The organism is Paraburkholderia sp. RL18-085-BIA-A, assembly GCF_046027075.1.
GTDB lineage: Bacteria > Pseudomonadota > Gammaproteobacteria > Burkholderiales > Burkholderiaceae > Paraburkholderia.
This window is the reverse complement of the sequence record NZ_JARESU010000058.1, coordinates 33,590-55,379: the sequence shown is the minus strand read 5'-3', so window position 1 is coordinate 55,379 and position 21,790 is coordinate 33,590. Positions and strand designations below refer to the sequence as shown.

20 protein-coding genes and 4 pseudogenes are annotated in these 21,790 nt (G+C 62.3%); 15 read left to right on the top strand and 9 right to left on the bottom strand.

From position 1 onward, the window contains the following. The first annotated feature begins 155 nt into the window (after nt 1–155). From P0D89_RS30445 to P0D89_RS54675, 4 genes and pseudogenes are all read left to right on the top strand, one after another. Nucleotides 156–473: a transposase gene (locus P0D89_RS30445; protein WP_408363252.1), complete on the top strand. Its 318-nt coding sequence runs from the start codon at nt 156–158 to the stop codon at nt 471–473. Between the two features lie 15 nt (nt 474–488). Continuing rightward, the gene (locus P0D89_RS30440) at nt 489–743 is read left to right on the top strand and encodes an IS3 family transposase (protein ID WP_408377620.1); all 255 of its coding nucleotides are present in this window, start codon (nt 489–491) and stop codon (nt 741–743) included. 87 nt (nt 744–830) lie between these two features. After that, nucleotides 831–1,106, top strand: coding sequence for a DDE-type integrase/transposase/recombinase (locus tag P0D89_RS30435; RefSeq protein WP_408377618.1), 276 nt, complete (start codon nt 831–833; stop codon nt 1,104–1,106). Between the two features lie 226 nt (nt 1,107–1,332). After that, nucleotides 1,333–1,557: pseudogene (locus P0D89_RS54675) on the top strand (IS110 family transposase); the annotation flags it as partial. Between the two features lie 654 nt (nt 1,558–2,211). Here the strand turns inward: P0D89_RS54675 and P0D89_RS30425 are convergent. After that, nucleotides 2,212–2,671 (bottom strand): annotated as a pseudogene (locus P0D89_RS30425) (ATP-binding protein); the annotation flags it as partial. Then, a pseudogene (locus P0D89_RS30420) lies at nt 2,662–3,180 on the bottom strand (IS21 family transposase); the annotation flags it as partial. The pseudogenes P0D89_RS30420 and P0D89_RS30425, both read right to left, overlap by 10 nt. An 84-nt stretch (nt 3,181–3,264) precedes the next feature. On the opposite strand from P0D89_RS30420, the pseudogene P0D89_RS30415 reads away from it, so the two are divergent. Next, nucleotides 3,265–4,124 (top strand): annotated as a pseudogene (locus P0D89_RS30415) (Y-family DNA polymerase); the annotation flags it as partial. 879 nt (nt 4,125–5,003) lie between these two features. Here the strand turns inward: P0D89_RS30415 and P0D89_RS30410 are convergent. Both P0D89_RS30410 and P0D89_RS30405 read right to left on the bottom strand, forming a co-directional pair. After that, complete coding sequence (locus P0D89_RS30410) at nt 5,004–5,924, bottom strand: dTDP-4-dehydrorhamnose reductase family protein (RefSeq protein WP_408363260.1); 921 nt, start codon at nt 5,922–5,924, stop codon at nt 5,004–5,006. Between the two features lie 13 nt (nt 5,925–5,937). Further along, complete coding sequence (locus tag P0D89_RS30405; protein WP_408363262.1) at nt 5,938–6,171, bottom strand: heavy-metal-associated domain-containing protein; 234 nt, start codon at nt 6,169–6,171, stop codon at nt 5,938–5,940. Between the two features lie 124 nt (nt 6,172–6,295). On the opposite strand from P0D89_RS30405, the gene cueR reads away from it, so the two are divergent. Together cueR and P0D89_RS30395 are read left to right on the top strand one after the other, a co-directional pair. Continuing rightward, nucleotides 6,296–6,718: a Cu(I)-responsive transcriptional regulator gene (gene cueR / locus P0D89_RS30400; protein ID WP_408363264.1), complete on the top strand. Its 423-nt coding sequence runs from the start codon at nt 6,296–6,298 to the stop codon at nt 6,716–6,718. A 299-nt stretch (nt 6,719–7,017) separates the two neighbouring features. After that, nucleotides 7,018–7,164, top strand: a complete 147-nt coding sequence (locus P0D89_RS30395) for a DUF3563 family protein (RefSeq protein WP_408363266.1) — start codon at nt 7,018–7,020, stop codon at nt 7,162–7,164. Between the two features lie 128 nt (nt 7,165–7,292). On the opposite strand, the gene P0D89_RS30390 is transcribed toward P0D89_RS30395, so the two are convergent. Continuing rightward, nucleotides 7,293–7,658 (bottom strand): hypothetical protein, encoded by a 366-nt coding sequence (locus tag P0D89_RS30390; RefSeq protein WP_408363268.1) that lies wholly within the window; start codon nt 7,656–7,658, stop codon nt 7,293–7,295. Between the two features lie 350 nt (nt 7,659–8,008). On the opposite strand from P0D89_RS30390, the gene P0D89_RS30385 reads away from it, so the two are divergent. Next, on the top strand, nt 8,009–9,049 hold the full coding sequence (locus P0D89_RS30385) for an ABC transporter substrate-binding protein (protein WP_408363270.1): 1,041 nt from the start codon (nt 8,009–8,011) through the stop codon (nt 9,047–9,049). Nucleotides 9,050–9,283: 234 nt separating this feature from the next. On the opposite strand, the gene P0D89_RS30380 is transcribed toward P0D89_RS30385, so the two are convergent. Next, nucleotides 9,284–10,129, bottom strand: a complete 846-nt coding sequence (locus tag P0D89_RS30380) for a 23S rRNA (adenine(2030)-N(6))-methyltransferase RlmJ (RefSeq protein WP_408363361.1) — start codon at nt 10,127–10,129, stop codon at nt 9,284–9,286. A 212-nt stretch (nt 10,130–10,341) separates the two neighbouring features. Beyond that, nucleotides 10,342–11,313, bottom strand: a complete 972-nt coding sequence (locus tag P0D89_RS30375) for a potassium channel beta subunit family protein (protein WP_408363272.1) — start codon at nt 11,311–11,313, stop codon at nt 10,342–10,344. Nucleotides 11,314–11,538: 225 nt separating this feature from the next. Between P0D89_RS30375 and P0D89_RS30370 the strand changes: the two genes are divergently transcribed. Together P0D89_RS30370 and P0D89_RS30365 are read left to right on the top strand one after the other, a co-directional pair. Then, nucleotides 11,539–12,336, top strand: a complete 798-nt coding sequence (locus P0D89_RS30370; RefSeq protein ID WP_408363274.1) for a 3-hydroxybutyrate dehydrogenase — start codon at nt 11,539–11,541, stop codon at nt 12,334–12,336. Nucleotides 12,337–12,346: 10 nt separating this feature from the next. Continuing rightward, complete coding sequence (locus tag P0D89_RS30365) at nt 12,347–13,585, top strand: DUF3734 domain-containing protein (protein ID WP_408363276.1); 1,239 nt, start codon at nt 12,347–12,349, stop codon at nt 13,583–13,585. A 117-nt stretch (nt 13,586–13,702) separates the two neighbouring features. Here P0D89_RS30365 and P0D89_RS30360 read toward each other — a convergent pair whose 3' ends face one another. After that, entirely contained in the window at nt 13,703–14,902 is a 1,200-nt protein-coding gene (locus P0D89_RS30360) for an amino acid aminotransferase (RefSeq protein WP_408363278.1), read from the bottom strand. A 482-nt stretch (nt 14,903–15,384) separates the two neighbouring features. On the opposite strand from P0D89_RS30360, the gene uvrB reads away from it, so the two are divergent. From uvrB to P0D89_RS30335, 5 genes are all read left to right on the top strand, one after another. Then, on the top strand, nt 15,385–17,478 hold the full coding sequence (gene uvrB / locus P0D89_RS30355) for an excinuclease ABC subunit UvrB (protein ID WP_408363280.1): 2,094 nt from the start codon (nt 15,385–15,387) through the stop codon (nt 17,476–17,478). Between the two features lie 350 nt (nt 17,479–17,828). Next, on the top strand, nt 17,829–18,377 hold the full coding sequence (locus P0D89_RS30350) for an iron transporter (RefSeq protein ID WP_408363282.1): 549 nt from the start codon (nt 17,829–17,831) through the stop codon (nt 18,375–18,377). A 142-nt stretch (nt 18,378–18,519) separates the two neighbouring features. Next, nucleotides 18,520–18,852 carry a cupredoxin domain-containing protein gene (locus P0D89_RS30345; protein WP_408363284.1) on the top strand — a complete coding sequence of 111 codons (333 nt, stop codon included), beginning with the start codon at nt 18,520–18,522 and terminating at the stop codon, nt 18,850–18,852. 86 nt (nt 18,853–18,938) lie between these two features. Then, nucleotides 18,939–19,784: an FTR1 family iron permease gene (locus tag P0D89_RS30340; RefSeq protein ID WP_408363286.1), complete on the top strand. Its 846-nt coding sequence runs from the start codon at nt 18,939–18,941 to the stop codon at nt 19,782–19,784. Then, the gene (locus P0D89_RS30335; protein WP_408363288.1) at nt 19,781–21,187 is read left to right on the top strand and encodes a 4Fe-4S binding protein; all 1,407 of its coding nucleotides are present in this window, start codon (nt 19,781–19,783) and stop codon (nt 21,185–21,187) included. Before P0D89_RS30340 ends, P0D89_RS30335 begins: the two co-directional genes overlap by 4 nt. A 303-nt stretch (nt 21,188–21,490) precedes the next feature. Here the strand turns inward: P0D89_RS30335 and P0D89_RS30330 are convergent, their stop codons facing one another. After that, on the bottom strand, nt 21,491–21,751 hold the full coding sequence (locus P0D89_RS30330; RefSeq protein ID WP_408363290.1) for a hemin uptake protein HemP: 261 nt from the start codon (nt 21,749–21,751) through the stop codon (nt 21,491–21,493). Nucleotides 21,752–21,790: the final 39 nt, after the last annotated feature.

Below are 21,790 nucleotides of genomic sequence, written 5' to 3'. Positions count from 1 at the left end.
CAGTGGACGGAAGGGCAGAAAACTGCTGCGAAACCGCACTCCATCCTCTCCCCGCACGTCACTACTACTTCCCGATCCGCAGCGCGCCCCTCCTGTCAATTTTGAAGTTGACCCACGAAAACGGACACCTATCCTTTTGATCAGGAGGTGTCGAAATGGGCAGGCATCGTATCTCATACGCTGTGGAATTCCGGGCCCACATGATCGAGCTCGTGAAGGCCGGGCGTACGCCCGAGGAACTTGCACGCGAATTCGAGCCGACCGCACAGACAATCATCAACTGGGTCGCGCAGGTTGATCGCGACGCCGGTGTGCGTCATGACGGGCTAACCACGGCGGAGCGGCAGGAACTCACGCGGTTACGTCGTGAAGTTCGGCAGTTGAAGATGGAGAGGGACATCCTCTCGCAGGCCGCGGCCTGGTTCGCGAGGGAGACGGGAGCCGTTCCACCAAAGGGCGGTACGGATTCATGAGAGCGAACGGGCCCGGTGGCCCATTGCCGCGATGGCACGGCTGCTCAGGGTCTCGTCGAGCGGGCTACTACGCGTGGCTCGTACGCGAACCGTCGCGGCTCGATCGATGCGCAGCTGCTCGCTCGCATCCGGCCCCTGCATGCGAGCTCGCGCGGCACGTATGGGGCGCCACGTATCCATGCGCAACTCGCGCGTGAAGGTGTGCACGTAGGACGCAAGCGGGTGGCGCCCCTGATGCGCATGGCCGGCCTGTATGGTGCGAGCCGGTGACGCTGGCCACACACCACACGGCAACGCGCGGGGGCCCGGCGTGCCCCCGATCTTGTACGCCGACACTCCTGTGCCGAGGCGGTGAACGTGCTGTGGGTAGCGGATGCCACTTACATCCCGACTGGCGAGGGGTTTCTGTATCTGGCTGTGGTCCTCGACGTGTTCAGTCGCCGCATCGTCGGCTGGGCGATGTCAAGCCATCTGTACACCGAATTGATGTTGCGTGCACTGGACATGGCGTTGCTGCAGCGAAGCCATGAGGGCGTCATCTTGCACTCGGCATCTGAGGGTCCCAATACGTCAGCATTCGCTACAGCGAGCGGCTGTCCGAACGGGCATCGAACCATCGGTCGGCAGCCGTGACGACGGCTACGACACTCAGTTCAAAATGCGTATTGAACGTTGGTTCGATCTGACCCGTGCTACCACCGGCCGAGATGCCCTGGCGTTGACCTGTCGATCGGATTCCGGCGTTCCCCGAGCATTGCCGGGCCCAACGTTTGTGACCTGATAGGAGCTTCGTACTGCGCCGTGAGTATCCTGTCCTGCGAGTGGGGTTGGTAATGCGCCCACCACATGGACCACACGCATGGAACAAATAGAAGTGATCTTGGGAGTTGATACGCATCTGGAAGTCCACGTCGGAGCGGTCATAAGCGAGACAGGGAAGTTGCTGGGAACTCGATCTGCCTCAGTAGATTCGGGCGGTTACCTCGATTTACTAATCTGGGCAAAGTCGTTCGGTGATTTGCGTAGCGCTGGTGTGGAAGGAACCGGAACCTACCCGCCGGATTGTCCGGCGGGAGCGGCACGAGGTGACGAGGCAAATGTGCATGACGACACGCAAGGAGTTGGTGGCAGCATTGCAATTCCCTACGGCAGCGCGACGGTCGGTGAACGGTTCAGGATTCTCGATGAGTTCGTGCCTCTGACCGGGTACCACCGCAAGCACGCCATTCGGTTGCCACGGGAAGAGCCCCGCGCGGCAAAGGGGACGCGCGAGCGCAACCGGCTATACGACGAGGCGGTACGCCGGCCGCTGACCGTGTTGTGGGAAGCCGCCGACAGGCTTTGCGGCAAGCGGCTGAAGTCGTTGATCCCGAAGCTGGTTGATGCCATGGAGCGGCACGGCCATCTCGACCTGGATGCGGTCGTCAAGGCCAAACTCCTTCAGGTCAGCGCGGCGACCATCGATCACACACTGGCCAATGCGCGTGCGCACATCGATGGGCAGCGCAAACGGCGCACGGGGATGGGCTGGGCCATCCGGCGCAGCATTCCGGTGCGTATCTTCGCGGACTGGCGCGATCTACCACCTGGCTTCTTCGAGATCGATATGGTCGAACACTGCGGCGGCTCGAAGATAGACGGTGAGTTCGTCCACACCCTCACGTTGTCAAACGCAATCTCAAGTTGATTCAGCTTCGGACGCAAACGCAATCGTAATTTCATACGCCCGCACATGCGGTTATTGGATCGGTGCGGCCTCCTTTGAATTGCGTTTGCGTTTGACGTCGCCCATATCGTTGATGTGTGGCGGAGGAATGCGGTTGATCATGCCGGCCTGACGCTTTTCCTTCAGCCTGTACGAGTCGCCAGAAATCGGCACGACGTGTGCGTGATGAAGCAACCGGTCGCCGAGCGCCGCCGTGAGCGTTGCGTCCTCGGCGAAGGTCTGATCCCACTGGCCGAACGGCAATTTGCTGGTCAGGATGAGGCTGCCCGTTTCGTAGCGTTTAGCGACGACCTGGAAGAGCAGGCTCGCCTGCTCCCGGTCCGTGGGCAGGTATCCCATCTCGTCAATGATCAGCAGTGTGTAGGGGTTTCGTAATCCGCTTGATGGTTTCCTCCTGCTGGTCACGACGCAACGCTGTCGTCAATTGCATCAGAAGATCGGCTGCAGTGATGAAGCGAGTGCGAAACCCGGCACATGGCAAGCCAGCAGCGTTTCGATGCGCATGTCGGTGACAAACTTCGCGTAGCTGACGCGGCTGTAACCCAACGTCGCAACGAACGTCGCAAGCATGCCGAGCTTGCGCCCCGGCTTACGAAACTCGATCCAGTCGATTTGCATCTGATGGCCCGGCTCTGTTTCGAATCTGATCACGGGGTCGGGGCGTGCAGCGGGTCGAAGCTTCTGCAGATACTCCTGCACCCGGCGCAACCCGCCCGTGTAGCCGCGCTCCTCAATCTCCCGCTTGAGCACCGTCGCCGGAATCCAGTCCGGCTTCGCTGCTTCGACGCGGTCCTGTAGATACGCTTTGAACGGCGCAAGCTTGCTGACGACTGGCTGACGGGCTTTACGTTGTGGCGGCCCCGATGCCAGATACCTCCGGACTGTGTTGACTGCCATGCCGGTCTCGACAGCGATGTCCCGGAGGCTGTTTCCCTGGCGACGCAGAATCTCGATTTCCATGTACTCCTCGTAGCTGATCACGGGCCGCCCAAAAGGAGCAACCCTACAACGAGGTGTATCAATTCCCAACTGCGCTGCTGTATCAATTTACAACTGAGCGCGACATTCGCCGCGCGTCGGCTTGTCGTGCAGTTGGCCGGTTGGCTGAGCGCACATCATAGTGCGCTCCGCGGTCATACGTTGCTGCTCGAGCATGAATTGGCGTCGCGTCATGCGTCCCATCGAGTTTGAACATCGCGTGGGCGATACCGTCGCTCGATGCCGAGCACCTGATCTCGCTGTTGCGGGAAAAGCTGAATCAGACCGTTCTGGCGGCGCCGGTCATCGACTTGAAGCTGGTTGCGGATCAGATTGGCGAATATGCCGGGCAGTCGAACACACTATTTCCAATGCCCGAATCGGACGGCGATTCGATCACGCGTTTGCTCGATCGCGCTTGACTGCGAGGTTGGGGCAGGAAAACGTGTTGCAGCTGTCAGTGCAGGACGATTATCGCCCGGAGGGGGCAATGTGCGTCGAGGCATATCAGGCGCAAGCGTTTTCGTGCAAGAAGCGCTCGCCGACGAAGGGCCACACAAAAATCGAAGCGGGTATACCTGGCTAACAGATGAGTTGCGCAACGTCGCCGAGAAGCGGGGGCGCTGGCGCCGGATCGGTGCAAGCAACCTTGGCAACTCAAACAACGCAGTCAACCCCACACCCATCCGACTCGAACAAAATTAAAAGCACCCACGTTCCCGCACCCCAACCTGGCGATATCCAGTCATCACTCGATCTACCTGAAAGCGCATTGCCGCCGCAACCACGCCCGCTCTGGATGCTTGATAAGCCCGGCGTCGGATGATGCGCGACCAGCAGCCGATCTATCGCCAGCCACTAAAATGCTTACACGTACCGAGCGGATCGAAGCAGGCTGGTGGGACGGCAATCGTGTCGAGCGGAATTACTATGTCGCGGCCGACGAAGGAACGGGAGCGTCAACAGAAAGACCGCGAGGACAAGGCAAAAGCGGCGCAAGCAGAAACGTCTTCAGAAGACACGATAGCGACAACGTCCTCAACCGACCAGATCGCGGAAGACGACGGCGCATCCAAACCTATCCCTCACCTGATCATCGGCAGCGAACTCGACCTTACCGACGGCGCTGGCGAACCCTTCTGTACGCTGGTTGCCCTAGCCATCGACTGCAACGGCTGCGGCAATCTTTCCGAGCTGATCACGCTGGCGCACCTCGCGTGCGGGCAAAGGCAGCTATTGCTTAAGCCCGTCGGACTTTACCGATTGGTTGCCTCATCTCGCGCATCTGAAAGGGCTCCCCGACTGCGTGCCGATGCTCGCGCCGCAGCGTACGGCGACGCGCTGGCACACGCTGCGGTGTGAGCATCGTTAGTATGCCGTACTATTCGCGCTGCAATTGCGCGATCTGTCGCTGCCGCATCTGACGGTGAACCGGGCGAAACGGCGCGCGGCCAGACGATTGAGCGCACGCGTGTTTCAACCGTCGAGCACCTATGATTTGCGCGGTACCGGGGTGCGCATCGGCATGCATCTCATCAAATGCTCGGCGCAAGGGGCCGCCGAGTGCATAGTGTCCGTTCGCAGCGACGCGCAGTTTGCCGATGTCGAAGATCTGGCAGGCATCGCCACTGGCGGCGACCTTGCCGGCAGTGTGCAGTACGCCGACAGGGCGGGCCAGGAGAAACGGAAAGACAGAGGAAAGGTGATCCAACTCGTCGCCCGTCGTCTCGATGGATCATCGCGAACTGTTCGGCGATCTGGCCACGGCGAGCCGCGATTTTCATTGAGGCCGGCTGGCCGTGGCGGAGCACACACCCATGCCGATGTCACGCGTCCGTCTCGCTGCGCCACGGAAAAGCGGCCAACACTTGCTGGATCGCCGTGTCGAACGGCATGCGGCGGCCGATCCCGAGCGCTTCGAGCCGGCTCGACGCGAGGTGGCAGTTATGCGGACGCGGCGTCGCATCGGTCGGCGTGGATTGCGGACTCAGGTGCGCGTCGAGTCGCAAGGCTTCGGCGAGGCGCACGGCGATATCGTACTTGGTCATCGGTTCGTCGCCGGACCACTGCACAATGCCGCGAATCGTTTCGCCACGCGCATGCCGTTCGAGCATTTGCCGGATCACCAGCGCGACGTCCGGCGTGAAGGTGGGATAGCGGATCGCCCACGCGTCCATCACGGCTGCCTTACCGTTCGATGACGCCGACGCGGCAATCGCCGGCACGAGACTCGTCACCGCCGATTCCGCCCAGTTGACAATCGGCCCATACAGCAGCGGCAGGCGCAGCACGCAGCCGAGGTCGGTCGCCTCAGTCAGCGCGCGCTCTCCTTCGAGCTTGCTATGCCCATACGCGTTGAGCGGCGCGGGCGGGGAGTCGTGCCGGTAGGGCGGGTGGGCGCCGTCGAACACGTAATCGGTGGAAATCGACAGCGTCCATGCGCCGCGCCGGCTGGCCGCCACGGCCAGGGTGCGCACTGCATCGACATTCAGCGCGCGGGCCAGTGCCGGGTCATGCTCGCACACGTCCGGCCGACGCTCCGCCGCGGCAATCACCAGCGCGTGCGGCGCTTCGCGTTCGACGAATTGCTCGACTGCATCCGCGTCGCGAATATCCAGCGCGACGGTGTTCGGCTGCGGCCGGCTGAACGCCGTGGCAACGACTTGCCAACTCGTCTGCTGCGCCAGTTCGTTGACGAGCGCACGGCCGAGCAGCCCGGAGGCGCCAATGACGGCAACTTTGAACATGATTCGAGCTCGTTTAGCGGGCTGCGCCGCCGGTTGCCGTGCCGCTCTCGACGGCGGCGACGGTGTAACCGGCTCCCTCGATGGCGGCCTTCAGCACGTCGACCGGTTGCGCCGAATCGACCGTCACGCTGCCGGACGCGAGATCCACCCGGACCTGCGCGGTGGCATCGTGCTCACGAATGGCGTTCGTGACGGCCGCGACGCAATGCTGGCAGCTCATGCCTTCTACCTGGAATTCAACTGTCATCGGAATTTCCTCTAAGGGAATCGTGTTGCGATAGTTGAATTATGCCTGTCGAACCGTCTTTGAGTTGCTGGACCTTCCCACCATGGGAAGGTGTACGATCGACTCAGACCTTGGGGAAACAGTCATGAATATCGGCGAAGCGGCCCGCACGTCGGGCGTCACAGCGAAGATGATTCGCTATTACGAAAGCGTTGGCTTGCTGGCGGCAAAAGGACGTACGAGCGCCGGCTATCGCGTTTACGGCCCGCAAGAGGTTCATTCGCTGCGCTTTATCCGGCAGGCGCGCCGGCTCGGCTTTCTCGTCGAAGATATTCGCCGGCTGTTGGCGCTATGGCACGACCGCTCGCGCGCCAGTGCCGAAGTGAAGCGGATCGCGCTGGAACACGTCGCGGAACTCGACCGCCGGATCGCCGAACTCACCGATATGCGCGATACGCTGGCGCATCTGGCCGACCACTGCCATGGCGACGACCGCCCGGACTGTCCGATCATCGAGCGCCTTGCCGATAGTGATCTGGTGGCGGGAAAAGGTTGTCACCCGGTTTGATCGCAAGCGGTGTCGGTGTAACCGGTGAATCACTGTGTTGCAACCGTGTGGTGTCTGCACCAACTATGTGCCAAAAAAATCAGGGCTCCATGCGAAAAAGCTGAAAGTCGCTGATGAATCGAATTAATTCAACCATTTGCGCGCACTGTGAGCGTGCACCATTCCAAAACGGAATGCACTCCATGCGGGCATTTCACTACCAAGGTGGCACCTCAGGACTATAATGCGGGTTAACCCTTTTACGGGAAATCCCTGATGTCCAATCCACCGGGGATTCAATCTGATCCTTGGAGAACGTCATGTTTGTATACTTTCTTGAAAAGCTGAGCACCTGGTTTGAAACCGCGGAACGTAGCCGTCGTGAAGCCTACCTGGCATCGTCGTCGGATATTGTTCAGCTCGAACAGCGTATCCGCTCGCTCGAAACCAACGGCTACTCGCTGTAAGTCTCAGCTGCTTCGAGTTGCCCCGCCGACGCTCGGCGTTCGGCCACTGCAGTAAATATCAAGCCCCGTCGATTCGGGGCTTTGTCACATCTGGACTCTGAAATTTCCCCGCGGAAGGGGGCCGCCGCTCATTTCTGGCGAATATCGACTAGCGTGGCGGATAACGCCGAGGTAAGGTGAGACGTTCCACGCAATCCGGCATTCTCAAACCCGACAGGTCCGCCCATGCCTTGCGTCCGCTCACGCCAATCCCCCCAATTCCTTCTGGCCACAGCCATTGTGGCCGCGCTGACGACGGTTTGCGCTGCGTCGAACGCGTTTGCCACGCCGGACAGCGCCCGCAGGCCGGTGATCATCGACTCGCACGGCGGCATCAACAATGGCCAGAGCGGCTCGGTGGTCCAGACCGGGCCACTGTCATGGCAGCCGATCGTCGGTGCGCAACCCATCGCCGCGCCGGTCGAGCTGGCGCCGGAACCGTCGCCACCGATCATGGTCGCGCCTTATATTCAATTGCCCGTAGGTGGCGGTTCGCCGCCACGGCCGCAGCCTCGTCCGATGCCTCTTCCGCAATAAGTTCATTCGGCGCGCCTGCCTGAGCAGTTCAGCTTGATCTCCGTTGACCGTTCGGTCGCCGCCAGTCGCTATGGCTGATTGCCGCGTATCGCACTCGCCCTCACGCGTGCGTGACAAGTGACAAGTGACGAGCGCATTGGGGTTTGGGCGCATGGCGCGCGCAAAACCGTCCGACGACAATCGGTTCGCGGTGTGCCTCCGGTGGCCCGAGTCTCGCCTGGTGGGCAGCGTCACCGCTTCGAACGAAAAGAGAACAAGGAGACAACAAATGCCCACTCACTGGATGCGGCGTGCAATGAGCGCTTTCGCAACGCTGCTGGCGCTTGCGGCGCTACCGGGCGTCGCGCTCGCCAAGGACACGCCCGAGAAACCCGCGCTGACGATGGCTGTCGGCGGTTTGCCCGGCCTCTACTATTTGCCCGTACTGACCGCGAAGCAGTTGGGCTACTTCAAGGACGAAGGTCTCGACGTCACGCTCGAAGATTTCGCGGGCGGATCGAAAGCGCTGGAGGCGGTGGTAGGCGGCAGCGCCGACGTGGGCGCGGGGGCGTTCGAACACACGCTGTTCATGCAGGCCAAGGGACAACACTATCGCGCGTTCGTGCTGATGGGCCGCGCGCCGCAGATCGTCGTCGCGGTGCTCAAGTCGAAGGCCGACCAGATCAAGACGCTGGCGGACTTCAAGGGCGCGAAAGTCGGCGTGAGCGCGCCGGGTTCGTCGACGGATCTGGTGCTTACCGTGGCGCTGCGCAAAGCCGGTGTGCAACGCAGCGATATTTCGGCGATCGGCGTGGGCAGCGGCGCGACGGTGCTGGCGGCGGTGAGTAGCGGTCAGATCGACGCGCTGTCCAACGTCGATCCGATGATGACCAAACTGACGCGCAGCGGCGCGATCAAGGTGCTGGTCGATACGCGCACGGTGAAGGGCACCCAGGAGGTATTCGGCGGGACCATGCCCGCCGCGACGCTCTACGCGTCGGAGAGCTTCATACAGAAGAATCCGAAGACGACCCAGGCGCTCGCCAATGCGATCGTGCGCGCCAACCACTGGCTGCAAACCGCGAGTGATGCCGATCTGCTGAAGATGGTGCCGCCGGCCTATTTGCTCAACGACTCGGCGCTCTACGTCGAAGCCTTTCACAACGTGCGCGACGCGTATTCGCCGGATGGTTTGATGCCGGAGGACGGCCCGGCGACTTCATTGCGCGCGCTGGCGTCGTTCGATAACCGGCTCGACCCGAAAAAGATCGATTTGAACGCGACCTATACCAACGAGTTCGCGCGTAAGGCTGCTGCGCAACTGAAGTGAAGTGCACACGCAGCGGGCAAATGGGAAGGCCGGTGCGCGTCGTCGTGCGCTTTGCGTTGGCGGAAGATGCGCGAGCGGCTCGCAACCAATTCGCTTGTCACCCCGCTTGCGTGAAACCCGGAACCCGGAGCATGGGCGGCGGGGGGCGGCAACAAAGCTCGCCGGCCGCGAGATGCGCGTTAATTACCGCAACCCGCTGCAAACCTTCAGCGGGCAAACCGCAGTCGGGAAACCTCAGTCGCCGCGATACTCCACCTTGAATTCCGCTGCCTTATCCTCTCCGAGCGTTTTGACGAGCCAGGGCATCTGCTCTTTCAGCATCTTCGCCAGCGTGTACGGCGGGTTCAGGATGAACATGCCGCTGCCGAAGAGTCCAAACCCGTCCTCCGGCGGATTGCTGACGGTCAGGCTCACGTGGAGCCAGTTACGCTCCTGCAGCTTCTTCAACTGATCGGGAAAGCGCTGCGATTCTGGGCGCCTCACCTGCGGATACCACACGGCATAAGTGCCGGTCGGAAAGCGCTTCAGGCTCTCCTCGACGCAGCGCAACGTGCGTGTGTAATCGCGCTTGTCTTCATACGACGGATCGAGCAGCACCAGCGCGCGGCGCGGCGCCGGAGGCAGCAGCGCGAGAATGCCGTCGAAGCCGTCGCCCGCGAAAAGCATCGCCCGGCGGCCCGCGTCGCGAAAATTGTGGCGCAGCACGTCGATTTCGGTCGTGTGCAGTTCGAACAGACGCATGCGGTCCTGTTCGCGCAACTGCCGCCACGCGATGTACGGCGAGCCGGGATAGAATCGCAATTGGCCGTCCGGATTGAGCGCGCTCACTTCTTCGACATAGTCGGAGAAGATGGGCGGCAGATCGTTGCGCTCCCACAGTCTGGCGATGCCGGTCTGGAATTCGCCGGTCTTGGTCGCGTAGCCTTCCTTCAGCGAATAGACACCGGCGCCCGCATGCGTGTCGATATACCAATAGGCTTTGTCTTTCTGACCGAGGTAACGCAGTAGCTGCAACACGACGGCGTGTTTCAGAACGTCGGCGTGATTGCCTGCATGAAAGGCGTGGCGGTAGCTGAGCATGATGAGGAAACGCTGAAAGAGGGCATCCCGGTCCACGGCGGATCCGGCGGTGCGGGTGCAATGCGGCGGCACAACCGGCAAGGGGCGCCGATGCGCAGCGCGGCCGCGTATTGTACGCGACGCGGCGCTGCGCACCGGCGCGAGTTCCGCGGCAAGTTCCGCTTCACGGGGCCTCCGCCTCGGCCATGCTACGCGCGCCGGCGCGAATCTGCTCAGTCGTAGGCGTCGCCGACGATCTCCTCGATCCGCTGCTTGAGCTCCGGCGTGATCTGCGCAGCCACGTCGGCGGCTTTCATGTTTTCGCCGATCTGTTCGACCCGCGACGCGCCGGTAATCACCGTGCTGACGTTCGGATTCTTTAGAATCCACGCGATCGCGAGCTGGCCGATCGTGCAGCCCAACTCGTCGGCGACGGCGCCGAGCTTGCCGACCACGTCGTTCTTCGCTGCGTCGGTGACCTGCTTGCGCAGCCAGTCGTAGCCTTGCAACTGCGCACGGCTATCGGACGGCACGCCGTCGCGGTATTTGCCGGTCAGCAGGCCGGACGCCAGCGGGCTCCAGGTGGTCAGCCCGAGGCCGATATCCTCGTAAAGCCGCTTGTACTCCTGCTCGACGCGTGTGCGATGGAACAGGTTGTACTGCGGCTGTTCCATGACCGGCTTGTGCAGATGGTGCCGCTCCGCAATCGCATAAGCGGCGCGGATTTCATCGGCGCTCCATTCGGACGTGCCCCAGTACAGCGCCTTGCCGCGCGCGATCATGTCGCTCATCGCCCAGACGGTTTCCTCGACGGGCGTGTTCGGATCGGGACGATGGCAGAACACCAGATCCACATAGTCGAGTTGCAGACGCTTGAGCGACGCGTCGACCGCGTTCAGCAGATATTTGCGGTTCAGCGTGTGGTACTGGTTCGGCGCTTCCGTGAGCCCCCAGAAGAATTTCGTCGACACCACATAGCTCACGCGCGGCCACGCCAGCTCCTTCAGCGCCTGGCCCATGATTTCCTCGGATTTGCCGCCGGCGTAGACCTCGGCGTTGTCGAAGAAGTTGACACCGGCGTCGCGCGCTGCCGCCAGCGATTCACGCGCCGCGCGATGATCCACCTGATTGCCATAGGTGACCCACGAGCCGATGGACAATTCGCTGACTTGCAGGCCCGAACGGCCCAGACGTCGATAATTCATGCATTCCTCCTTGTTGTGGTGCCACGGGAATTGCGCAGAAGGCGTCCAGTTTAAAGAGATCCAGCGCGATGTGCGTTTTACCTATGGAGTTCGCAGGGTTCATGCACAATAGCAGCGTTGGCCGCAGTGCAGCATCCGCCGGACGGTCTATGCGGTTTAGCCGACTTCACGTCGCTTGCGGCCTGTGGTTTCATTGCTCATCAATCAACTGCATGGAGGTTCTGGATGTCGTCTCTGAACACGAATCTGAACGGCAAGGTCGCCGTCGTTACCGGCGCGGCAAGCGGCATCGGCAAGCAGATTGCGCTGACTCTTTCCGCGGCGGGCGCGGCGGTCGCGATCGCCGACCTGAACCAGAACGGCGCGAACGCTGTCGCTGAAGAAATCACGAAAGGCGGCGGCAAGGCAATCGGCGTGGCGATGGACGTCACGAGCGAGGAGGCCGTCAATCAGGGCATCGACAGGATCGCCGCGGAACTCGGCTCGATCGACATTCTCGTTTCCAACGCCGGAATCCAGATCGTCAATCCGATCGAAAACTATTCGTTTTCCGACTGGAAGAAGATGCAGGCGATCCACGTCGACGGCGCGTTCCTCACCACGAAGGCCGCACTGAAGCACATGTACAAGGACGACCGCGGCGGCATCGTGATCTACATGGGCTCGGTCCATTCGCACGAAGCGTCGCCGCTGAAGTCCGCTTATGTGACGGCCAAGCATGCGCTGCTCGGGCTCGCGCGCGTGCTGGCGAAGGAAGGCGCGAAGCACAATGTGCGCTCGCATGTGGTGTGTCCGGGTTTCGTGCGCACGCCGCTGGTCGACAAGCAGATTCCCGAGCAGTCCAAGGAACTCGGCATCAGTGAAGAAGAGGTCGTCAAGCGCGTGATGCTGGGCGGCACGGTCGACGGCATTTTCACCACGGTCGAAGATGTTGCGCAAACGGTGCTGTTCCTGTCCACCTTCCCGACGGCGGCGTTGACCGGTCAGTCCTTCATTGTGAGCCACGGCTGGTATATGCAATAAGGGGGTGCCCATGGCGCAGCGCAATCTCAAGCGGGCGCGCGTGCGTGCGCCCGGCGACGGGGACGGCGAGGGCGCCGGTCCGGCGTCCGCCGTGCGCCCCGGCCGGCAAGTCCATTTGCCCAACTACGAAACCGTCGCGCTGATGCTGCAGGGCGGCGGTGCGCTGGGCGCGTATCAGGCCGGTGTCTTTCAGGGGCTGTACGAAGCCGGCATCGAGCCGAACTGGCTGGCCGGCATTTCGATTGGCGCATTGAACACGGCCATCATCGCCGGCAATCCGCCCGGCAAGCGCGTCGAGCGGTTGCTGCAGTTCTGGGAGACGATCTGTCAACCGGCGTTCGGGCCGCCGTTGCCGGCTTTCATCGAGCACGCGCTTTTCAATTCCGGCGACGCCCTGCGCAAAGCCTTCACGGCAACCCAGGCGATGAGCGCGATCGTCGAAGGGCAAAAGGGCTTTTTCGTGCCGCGTTTTCCGCCGCCATTGCCCACGGTGTCCGGGCCGCCGCAAACGGCCAGCTACTACGACACCGCGCCGCTGAAGGCCACGCTCGAAGCGCTCTGCGATTTCGACCGCATCAATTCGGGTGAAACGCGCGTGTCGGTGGGCGCGGTGAATTGCGGCACGGGCAATTTCGCGTACTTCGACAACACGCACACCACGCTGAGGCCCGAGCACTTCATGGCGTCGGGCGCATTGCCGCCAGGCTTTGCGGCAGTCGAAATCGACGGCCAGTACTACTGGGACGGTGGTTTGATGTCGAATACGCCGCTCTACGAGGTGATTCAGTCCACGCCGCGTCGTGACACGCTCGCGTTTCAGGTCGATCTGTGGAGCGCGATCGGACCGGTGCCGGACAACCTCACCGACGTTCAGGGGCGCATGAAAGACATCCAGTATTCAAGCCGCACGCGTCTCGTGACCGACATGCTGCAACGCTCGCAGCGATTCCGGCACGTGCTGCGCGAGGTGCTGGAGCGCGTGCCGTCCGACCAGCGCGACGACCCGTGGTGCAAGCTGGCGGATGACCTCGCGTGTTCGAAGCGCTACAACGTGATCCATCTGATCTACCGGCACAAGGAGTACGAAGGGCAGTACAAGGACTTTCAGTTCGGCCTGTCGACCATGCGCGAGCACTGGCAAAGCGGTCTGGACGACATTCGCCGTTCGCTCGAACATCCCGACTGGCTCGACATGCCCGATAACGACGCGGGTTTCGTCACGCACGACATCCATCGCGATTCGCGCTGAAAGCACTGCAGTGGCGGCAAATAAAAAACGGCGCCCTTTCTGAAAGGGTGCCGTTCTCGTTTTAACAGCAGTTGCAGCAGACAGAGCGCGCGACGAATGCCCGCGCTCCGAAACGCGTTACTTCAACACGTGAGCGATCGCGTTAGCCACCGCGTCGAGGTTGCGCGTGTTCAGCGCAGCCACGCAGATGCGGCCGGTGCTCACGGCGTAGATGCCGAACTCTTCGTGCAGACGGTCCACTTGCGGTGCCGTCAGACCCGAGTACGAGAACATGCCGCGCTGTGCGTTCACGAAGCTGAAGTCGCGATCCACGCCGCCTGCCTTCAGGCGTTCGACCAGGCCGTTGCGCATTGCGCGGATACGGTCGCGCATTTCAGCCAGTTCCGCTTCCCACGTGGCGCGCAGTTCGGGCGACGCGAGCACCGCTGCGACCACCGAGCCACCGTGCGTCGGCGGGTTCGAGTAGTTGGTGCGGATCACGCGCTTCAGTTGCGACAGCACGCGTGCGGCTTCTTCCTTGCTCGCGGTGATGATCGACAGCGCGCCGACGCGCTCGCCGTACAGCGAGAACGACTTCGAGAACGACGACGAGACGAACACGTTCAGCTCCGATGCCGCGAACAGACGCACGGCGGCCGCGTCCGCTTCGATGTTGTCGCCGAAACCCTGGTAGGCGATATCGAGGAACGGCACGAGATTGCGCGCCTTGACGACTTCGACCACCTGCTTCCATTGATCGACAGTGAGGTCGACGCCGGTCGGGTTGTGGCAGCAAGCGTGCAGCACGACGACCGTGCCCGCGGCGTAGCTGTTCAGCGCGCTCAGCATGCCTTCGAAGTTCACGCCATGAGTGTGCGCGTCGTAGTACGTGTACGACTCGACTTCGAAGCCTGCGCCTTCGAACAGTGCGCGGTGGTTTTCCCAGCTCGGGTCGCTGATCGCGACTTTGCCGGTCGGGTTCAGGCGCTTCAGGAAGTCCGCGCCGATCTTCAGCGCGCCCGTGCCGCCCAGTGCCTGCGCCGTGACGACGCGGCCCGCTGCGATCAGCGGCGAGTCGTTGCCGAGCAGCAGCTTCTGCACGGCGGCATCGTAAGCGGCAATGCCTTCGATCGGCAGATAGCCACGCGGCAGCGCGGCTTCGACGCGGGCCTTTTCAGCTTCGCGCACGGCGCGCAGCAGCGGAATCTTGCCTTCTTCATTGAAGTACACGCCAACGCCCAGGTTGACCTTGGTGGCGCGCGTATCGGCGTTGAAAGCTTCGTTCAGGCCCAGAATCGGGTCGCGGGGAGCAAGTTCGACGGCGGAGAACAGAGACATGGTGGGTGGGCAGCAGTAGTGAAAAGAAGGCAGCTCGGAGCGCGGCGGCCCAGCCTGAAGCGTTTGATGCAAAACACGGACAGGCAGTGGACAGCGGCGAGCGCAACTTCGCATTGTAACGAATCCGCGCGTGTTTTCGGACTACAAGGCCGACGGCGGGGCATTATTTGCTTGAAAAACAGGCACTACGGCGCCACCTCGCAATAACGGATCCGCGCGGGCGCCGCCCGCACGAAAGCCGCCGGCCGGCTCCAGGCGGAGGGCGCGCGTATTCACCAAGCCGCTCGGGACGCGAGTGTGGAAAGCCCCGCATCGCTCGTGCAGAGGGCCATCAGGTTACGCGCTCGTTGCGTCCCATGATGCCCGGGGGAACCGGCCCGCGGCCCCACCCGCGGCTTCCCGAACCCTACGCAGACCCGCTCGATCCGCGTTTCCCGCAACCCGTTAGAATGGTCCTTTGCCCGAGGCCCGACGCCGTCCCCATGTCCGAACAACATCTGACTGAAGCCGAAGATACGCTCGACGAATCCAAATTCGTCAGGTTCGATGGCTCGCCGTTCCAGCTCTACCAGCCGTATCTGCCCGCCGGCGACCAGCCGACGGCGATCGACACGCTCGTCGAAGGCGTCGAGGACGGTCTCGCGTTCCAGACGCTGCTCGGCGTGACCGGCTCCGGCAAGACCTTCACGATGGCGAACACGATTGCGCGGCTCGGCCGCCCGGCGATTGTTTTCGCGCCGAACAAGACGCTCGCCGCGCAGCTTTACTCGGAGTTCCGCGAGTTCTTCCCGCGCAATGCGGTCGAGTACTTCGTTTCGTACTACGACTACTACCAGCCGGAAGCGTACGTGCCGCAGCGCGACCTGTTCATCGAGAAGGACTCGTCGATCAACGAGCACATCGAGCAGATGCGGCTGTCGGCTACGAAGAACCTGATGGAGCGGCGCGACGTGGTGATCGTGGCGACCGTGTCGGCGATCTACGGTATCGGCAACCCGTCCGAATATCACCAGATGATTCTCACGCTGCGCACCGGCGACAAGCTCGGCCAGCGCGACGTCATCGCGCGGCTGATCGCGATGCAGTACAACCGCAACGAGGCCGACTTCCAGCGCGGCTCGTTCCGCGTGCGCGGCGACACGATCGATATCTTCCCGGCCGAGCACGCCGAAATGGCGGTGCGCGTCGAATTGTTCGACGACGAGGTTGAAACGCTGCAGTTGTTCGATCCGCTCACCGGCCGCGTGCGGCAGAAGATTCCGCGTTTCACCGTGTATCCGTCGTCGCACTACGTGACGCCGCGCGATACCGTGATTCGCGCGGTCGAAACGATCAAGAGCGAATTGCGCGAGCGGCTCGAATTCTTTTATGGCGACGGCAAGCTCGTCGAAGCGCAGCGGCTCGAGCAACGCACGCGCTTCGACCTGGAAATGCTGCAGGAGCTCGGCTTCTGCAAGGGCATCGAAAATTACTCGCGGCACTTCTCCGGCGCGGCGCCGGGCGAGCCGCCGCCGACGCTGGTCGACTACCTGCCGCCGGACGCGATCATGATGCTCGATGAGTCGCACGTGCTGATCGGCCAGTTGAACGGCATGTATAACGGCGACCGGGCGCGCAAGGAAAATCTGGTCGACTACGGTTTCCGTCTGCCGTCGGCGCTCGACAACCGGCCGCTCAAGTTCAACGAGTTCGAACGCAAGATGCGTCAGGTGGTGTTCGTGTCCGCGACGCCGGCGGACTATGAGAAGAAGACCGCCGGGCAGGTGGCCGAGCAATTGGTGCGGCCGACCGGGCTCGTCGATCCGGAGATCGAGGTGCGGCCGGCGCGCAGCCAGGTCGACGACGTGCTCGGCGAGATCAACGAGCGCGTCAAAGTGGGCGACCGCGTGCTGGTCACCGTGCTGACCAAGCGGATGGCCGAACAGTTGACCGAGTTTCTGGCCGACCACGGCGTCAAGGTGCGCTATCTACATAGCGACATCGACACGGTGGAGCGGGTCGAGATCATCCGCGATCTGCGGCTGGGCACCTTCGACGTGCTGGTCGGCATCAACCTGCTGCGCGAGGGGCTGGACATCCCCGAAGTGTCACTGGTCGCGATTCTCGACGCGGACAAGGAGGGCTTTCTGCGCGCCGAGCGTTCGCTGATCCAGACCATCGGCCGGGCCGCGCGCAACGTGAATGGCAAGGCGATTCTGTACGCTGACAAGGTAACGGACTCGATGCGCCGCGCGATCGACGAAACCGAGCGGCGGCGCGCCAAGCAGATCGCCTTCAATGCCGCGAACGGCATCACGCCGCGCGGCGTGGTCAAGCGCATTCGCGACATCATCGACGGCGTGTACAACGTCGACGACGCGCGCGCCGAACTGAAGCAGCAGCAAACGCGCGCGAAATTCGAGGACATGTCGGAAAAGCAACTCTCCAAGGAGATCAAGCGCCTCGAAAAGCAGATGATGGAGCACGCGAAGAATCTCGAATTCGAGAAGGCCGCGCAGACCCGCGACCAGTTGGCGCTGCTGCGCCAGCGCGTGTTCGGCGCGAATGTCGGCGATCACGTTTCCGGCGTCGATTAAAGCTTCCCGTCCCCAGAAGGAGCGCGGCAAATGTTCCGCGCTCTTTTCAATTGCCGCGCACAAGGTCGCCGCGAGGCTACCCGTCAGGCCGCCCAATCGTTCACCCGCACTTTCTTAAAACCGCCTTAAGACCCTGTTGCTACAAGGCTTTGCGTGCGTGCGGATTTGTTTCCCCTGGCGATCAATGATAAACTCCGCCCAATATTGAGAATGGTTCGCATTTAAGGTTCTTGTAGGCAATTCACGCCCGGTCGATCGCCTTGCAGCAGGCGGCGGGGCGGCCGCCTCGGCATGTGCCGCGCACCGTTCCAATGGATTCGATTCAAGTCTGATAAAAACAAGGAGTTTCAATGCGGATTTCTTCATTTGTGCGTGGCGGCGCCGCAGCGGTGGCCGCCGTGGCGGCTCTTTCGGCAACGGCTGCGGAATACCCGATCGGCAAGCAGCACATTCAGAGCGGCATGGAAATCGGCGCGGTCTACCTGCAACCGATCACGATGGAACCGGAAGGCATGATGCGTAAGGCGTCGGATTCGGACGTCCACCTCGAAGCCGACATCCACGCGGTCAAGAACAACCCGACCGGTTTCGCCGAAGGCGACTGGATGCCGTATCTGCAAGTGCATTACGAGCTGACGAAAGCCGGCTCGAACCAGCCGCAGAAGGGCGACCTGATGGCAATGGTCGCCAACGATGGTCCGCACTACGGCGACAACGTCAAGCTGCAAGGCCCGGGCAAATATCACCTGAAACTGATCGTCGAACCGCCGATGCAGACGGGCCATATGGCTTTCGGCCGCCACGTCGACAAGGAAACCGGCGTGGGTCCGTGGTTCAAGCCATTCACGATCGAATACGACTTCACCTACGCCGGTATCGGCAAGAAGGGCGGCTACTGATCGGCCGATTGCCGCCGCTCACGCGGCGCAGCCACGCCTGAACGAACGCGTGGCCGCACCGCGCCGAATGGGCGAACGAATGTATGCAGCAGGCGGCGCGCGGACGATCGAGGTCGGCGCGCCGCGTTTTCCGGAAAGGCTAATGAGAATTAACCGAAAGATCGCGATGCTTGCCGCCACGGCGTTGTTCGCGGGCGCGGCCCACGCAGCCGACCTGCCGACCTTCAAGCTGGAAATGAACGACGGCAAGCTGATCCCGGCGCGCATCGAAGTGCCGGCGGGGCAGCGGATCAAGATCGAAGTGCGCAACACCGGCAAAGGCGCGGCCGAATTCGAGAGTGTCCAGTTGCGTAAAGAGAAGGTGCTGGCGCCGGGCGCGGATTCGTTCGTCGTGATTGCTCCGCTGGAGCCGGGCGAATACAAGTTTTTCGACGATTTCCATCAGCAGGCGCAGGGCGTGATCGTCGCGAAGTAATGGCTTGAGACGCGGGCGCGCGCTTTCAGCGAGCGCCGCATTCGCTCAGGCAGTCAGGCAGTGGACGTATCGAAGGGAGAGCTTGAATGGGTCAGATTCTGTTCATCGTGTGGCGGGAAAGTGTCGAGGCATTGCTGGTCGTCGGCATTCTGTACGCGTGGTTGAAAAATGGCGACGACGATGCGCGCCGTGGCTTGCCGTACCTGTGGGGCGGCGTCGCGGCCGGTGTGATCGCGGCGGTGGCGCTCGGCGCGGCGCTGGTCGGTTTCACCGAAGTGCTCTCCGGTGACGCGCAGGACTATTTCCAGACCGCGATGGTGCTGATCGCCTGTGTGCTGATCGTGCAGATGGTGCTGTGGATGAAGCAGCACGGCCGGTCCCTGAAGCGCGACATGGAACAGTCGCTGGCAAAGAGCCAGCGCGACTCGAACTGGTGGGGCGTCGCGTTGCTGGTGGCTCTCGCGATTGCGCGTGAAGGCAGCGAAACGGTGATCTTCCTGTATGGCCTCGGCTTTGGCCAGTCGGGCCACGTGGACGGCAGCCAGATGCTCGCGGTCGTGATCGGCCTCGCTCTCGCGTTCCTGACCTTCTACCTGCTGCAACTGGGCGGCAAGATCTTCTCGTGGCGGCTTTTTTTCCGCGTCACCGAAATCATGCTGTTGTTCCTCGGCGCGGGCCTGTTCCAGACCGGCGTTGACAAGCTGATCGACAAGGAGATCCTGCCCACTTTCGTCGACCAGATGTGGAATTCGTCGGCGCTCCTCGATGACTCGAGCACCTTCGGCTCGCTGGTCGCGACGCTCACCGGCTATCGCGCACATCCTGCGCTGATGAACCTGATCGCCTACGCGGTGTACTGGGCAGCCGTCTATCTGCTGGTGCGCCGCGCGAATCGCAAGCCCGCGCAGCAAGCGGCCGGGCGCGCAGCATGAGCACCGTGATGACCCGCCCGGGACGCCTCGCGGCGGCCGGACAGTGGATGCAGCGTCATGGCGCCGTGATCCGCGGCATCCAGTGGGTCGTGGTGGCGGTGTACGCGTTTCTGATCATCGTGCCGGCGGTGATGCCGCTGCCGGACGATACCGCGCATCTATGGAGCAACCTGACGCTCGCCGCGCAGTTCGTGTTCTGGGGCATCTGGTGGCCGTTCGTGTTGCTGTCGATGGTGATGCTCGGCCGCGTCTGGTGCGGCGTGCTGTGTCCCGAAGGCGCGCTCGCCGAATTCGCCAGCAAGTTCGGCCGCGGCTGGGCCATTCCGCGCTGGATGCGCTGGGGCGGCTGGCCATTCGTCGCGTTCGGCATCACCACCATCTATGGCCAGATGGTGAGCGTCTATCAGTATCCGAAAGCCGTGCTGCTGGTGCTCGGCGGATCGACCTTCGCGGCCATCATCATCGGCTTGCTATACGGACGGGAGAAGCGCGTCTGGTGCAAGTACCTGTGCCCCGTCAACGGGGTTTTTTCGCTTCTGGCGCGCCTCGCTCCGTTCCACTACAAAGTCGATGAAGACGCATGGCGCCGTTCGTATAAGAACGGCGAGCATGGACATCGTGTGATTCCGATCAATTGCGCGCCGCTCGTGCCGCTGCGCAATATGAAGGGCGCGGCGGACTGCCATATGTGCGGCCGTTGCAGCGGGCACCGCGATGCGATCGCGTTGACGTGGCGCACGCCGTCGTCGGAAGTGGTGCAGCTCGGCGACAAGAAGGCGAACGCGTGGGATACGGCGTTGATCCTGTACGGCCTGCTCGGCATCGCGATCGGCGCATTCCACTGGACCGCTTCGCGCTGGTTCGTCGACCTGAAGATGTTCTTCGCCACGTGGCTGGTCGACCACGACATCACCTGGCCGCTCGACACCAACGCACCCTGGTACCTGTTCACGCATTACCCCGAGCAGAACGACGTGTTTTCGTGGCTCGACGGCACCATGGTGATTGGCTACATCCTCGCGACGGCGCTGGTGTACGGCACCACGCTGCTGCTGTTGCTGATGGGCGCGACCCGTATGCTGGGACGCTTCAGCGCGGTGCGGATGCATCATCTGACGCAGGGGCTGATTCCGATCGCGGGCGCGGGTGTGTTCCTGGGGTTGTCGGCCACCACGCTGTCGCTGTTGCGTGCTGAACATGTGCCGTTGTGGTGGGCGTCGGATCTGCGCATCACGATTCTGGTGATTGCGAACCTGTGGAGCGCATGGCTTGCATGGCTCATCACGCGCCGCTACAGCGAGCGCTTCGTTCAGCGCGGCCTCACGATGGTGTGGTTCGTCGCGGCGCTGGCCGTGGTCGATAGTGCGTGGTGGCTGATGTTCTGGGGCTGGGCTTCGAAGTAAGTCTGAACGCGTTTTTCCGGCGTGCCCGGTTGTTGAAACACATTTGCGCCGCACAAACAAAAAGCCGTGATGATGTATCGACATCCCACGGCTTTTTCGTTTTCTGCATCAGCGATACACGACGTTTCGTGCATCCGCATCGGGTGAAAACCGAAAAAAAGCGGCCTGGCTGGCTGCGACGGCTGGCTTGGTGTCTGCACGAAGGGGTCTAGTTCTCACGTGCAAGCCGTCGTGGCTGGCTAATGCCCAACACCTCTCGAGGAGGTGGTCCCCACAATACCCGGTACTGACTGCTATTCGTTCTTACTTCGTCAGGATCAGCTTTCCTAAGCGCGTTGCCCGCAACTGGTAGGTTTCGCCGTTATGCACGATGCTGACGTGGCTATGTCCTTGCAGCAATGCGTCGCTGCGCACGACCCGCTCCGACGTCTCGCCCGAACCGTTGGCGCTCTCCGCGGCTGGCTTTGTGCTGGCGCTCGCCGTCGACGATGACTTCGGACGGCTGGTCAGCGCGGCCGCCGGGCGGCGCAGGCTGAGTGTGGAAGGGCGGGTGAGATCGGTCATTCGTTTTAGCTGTTGGTCGATTCGATGGGTTGATTCTAA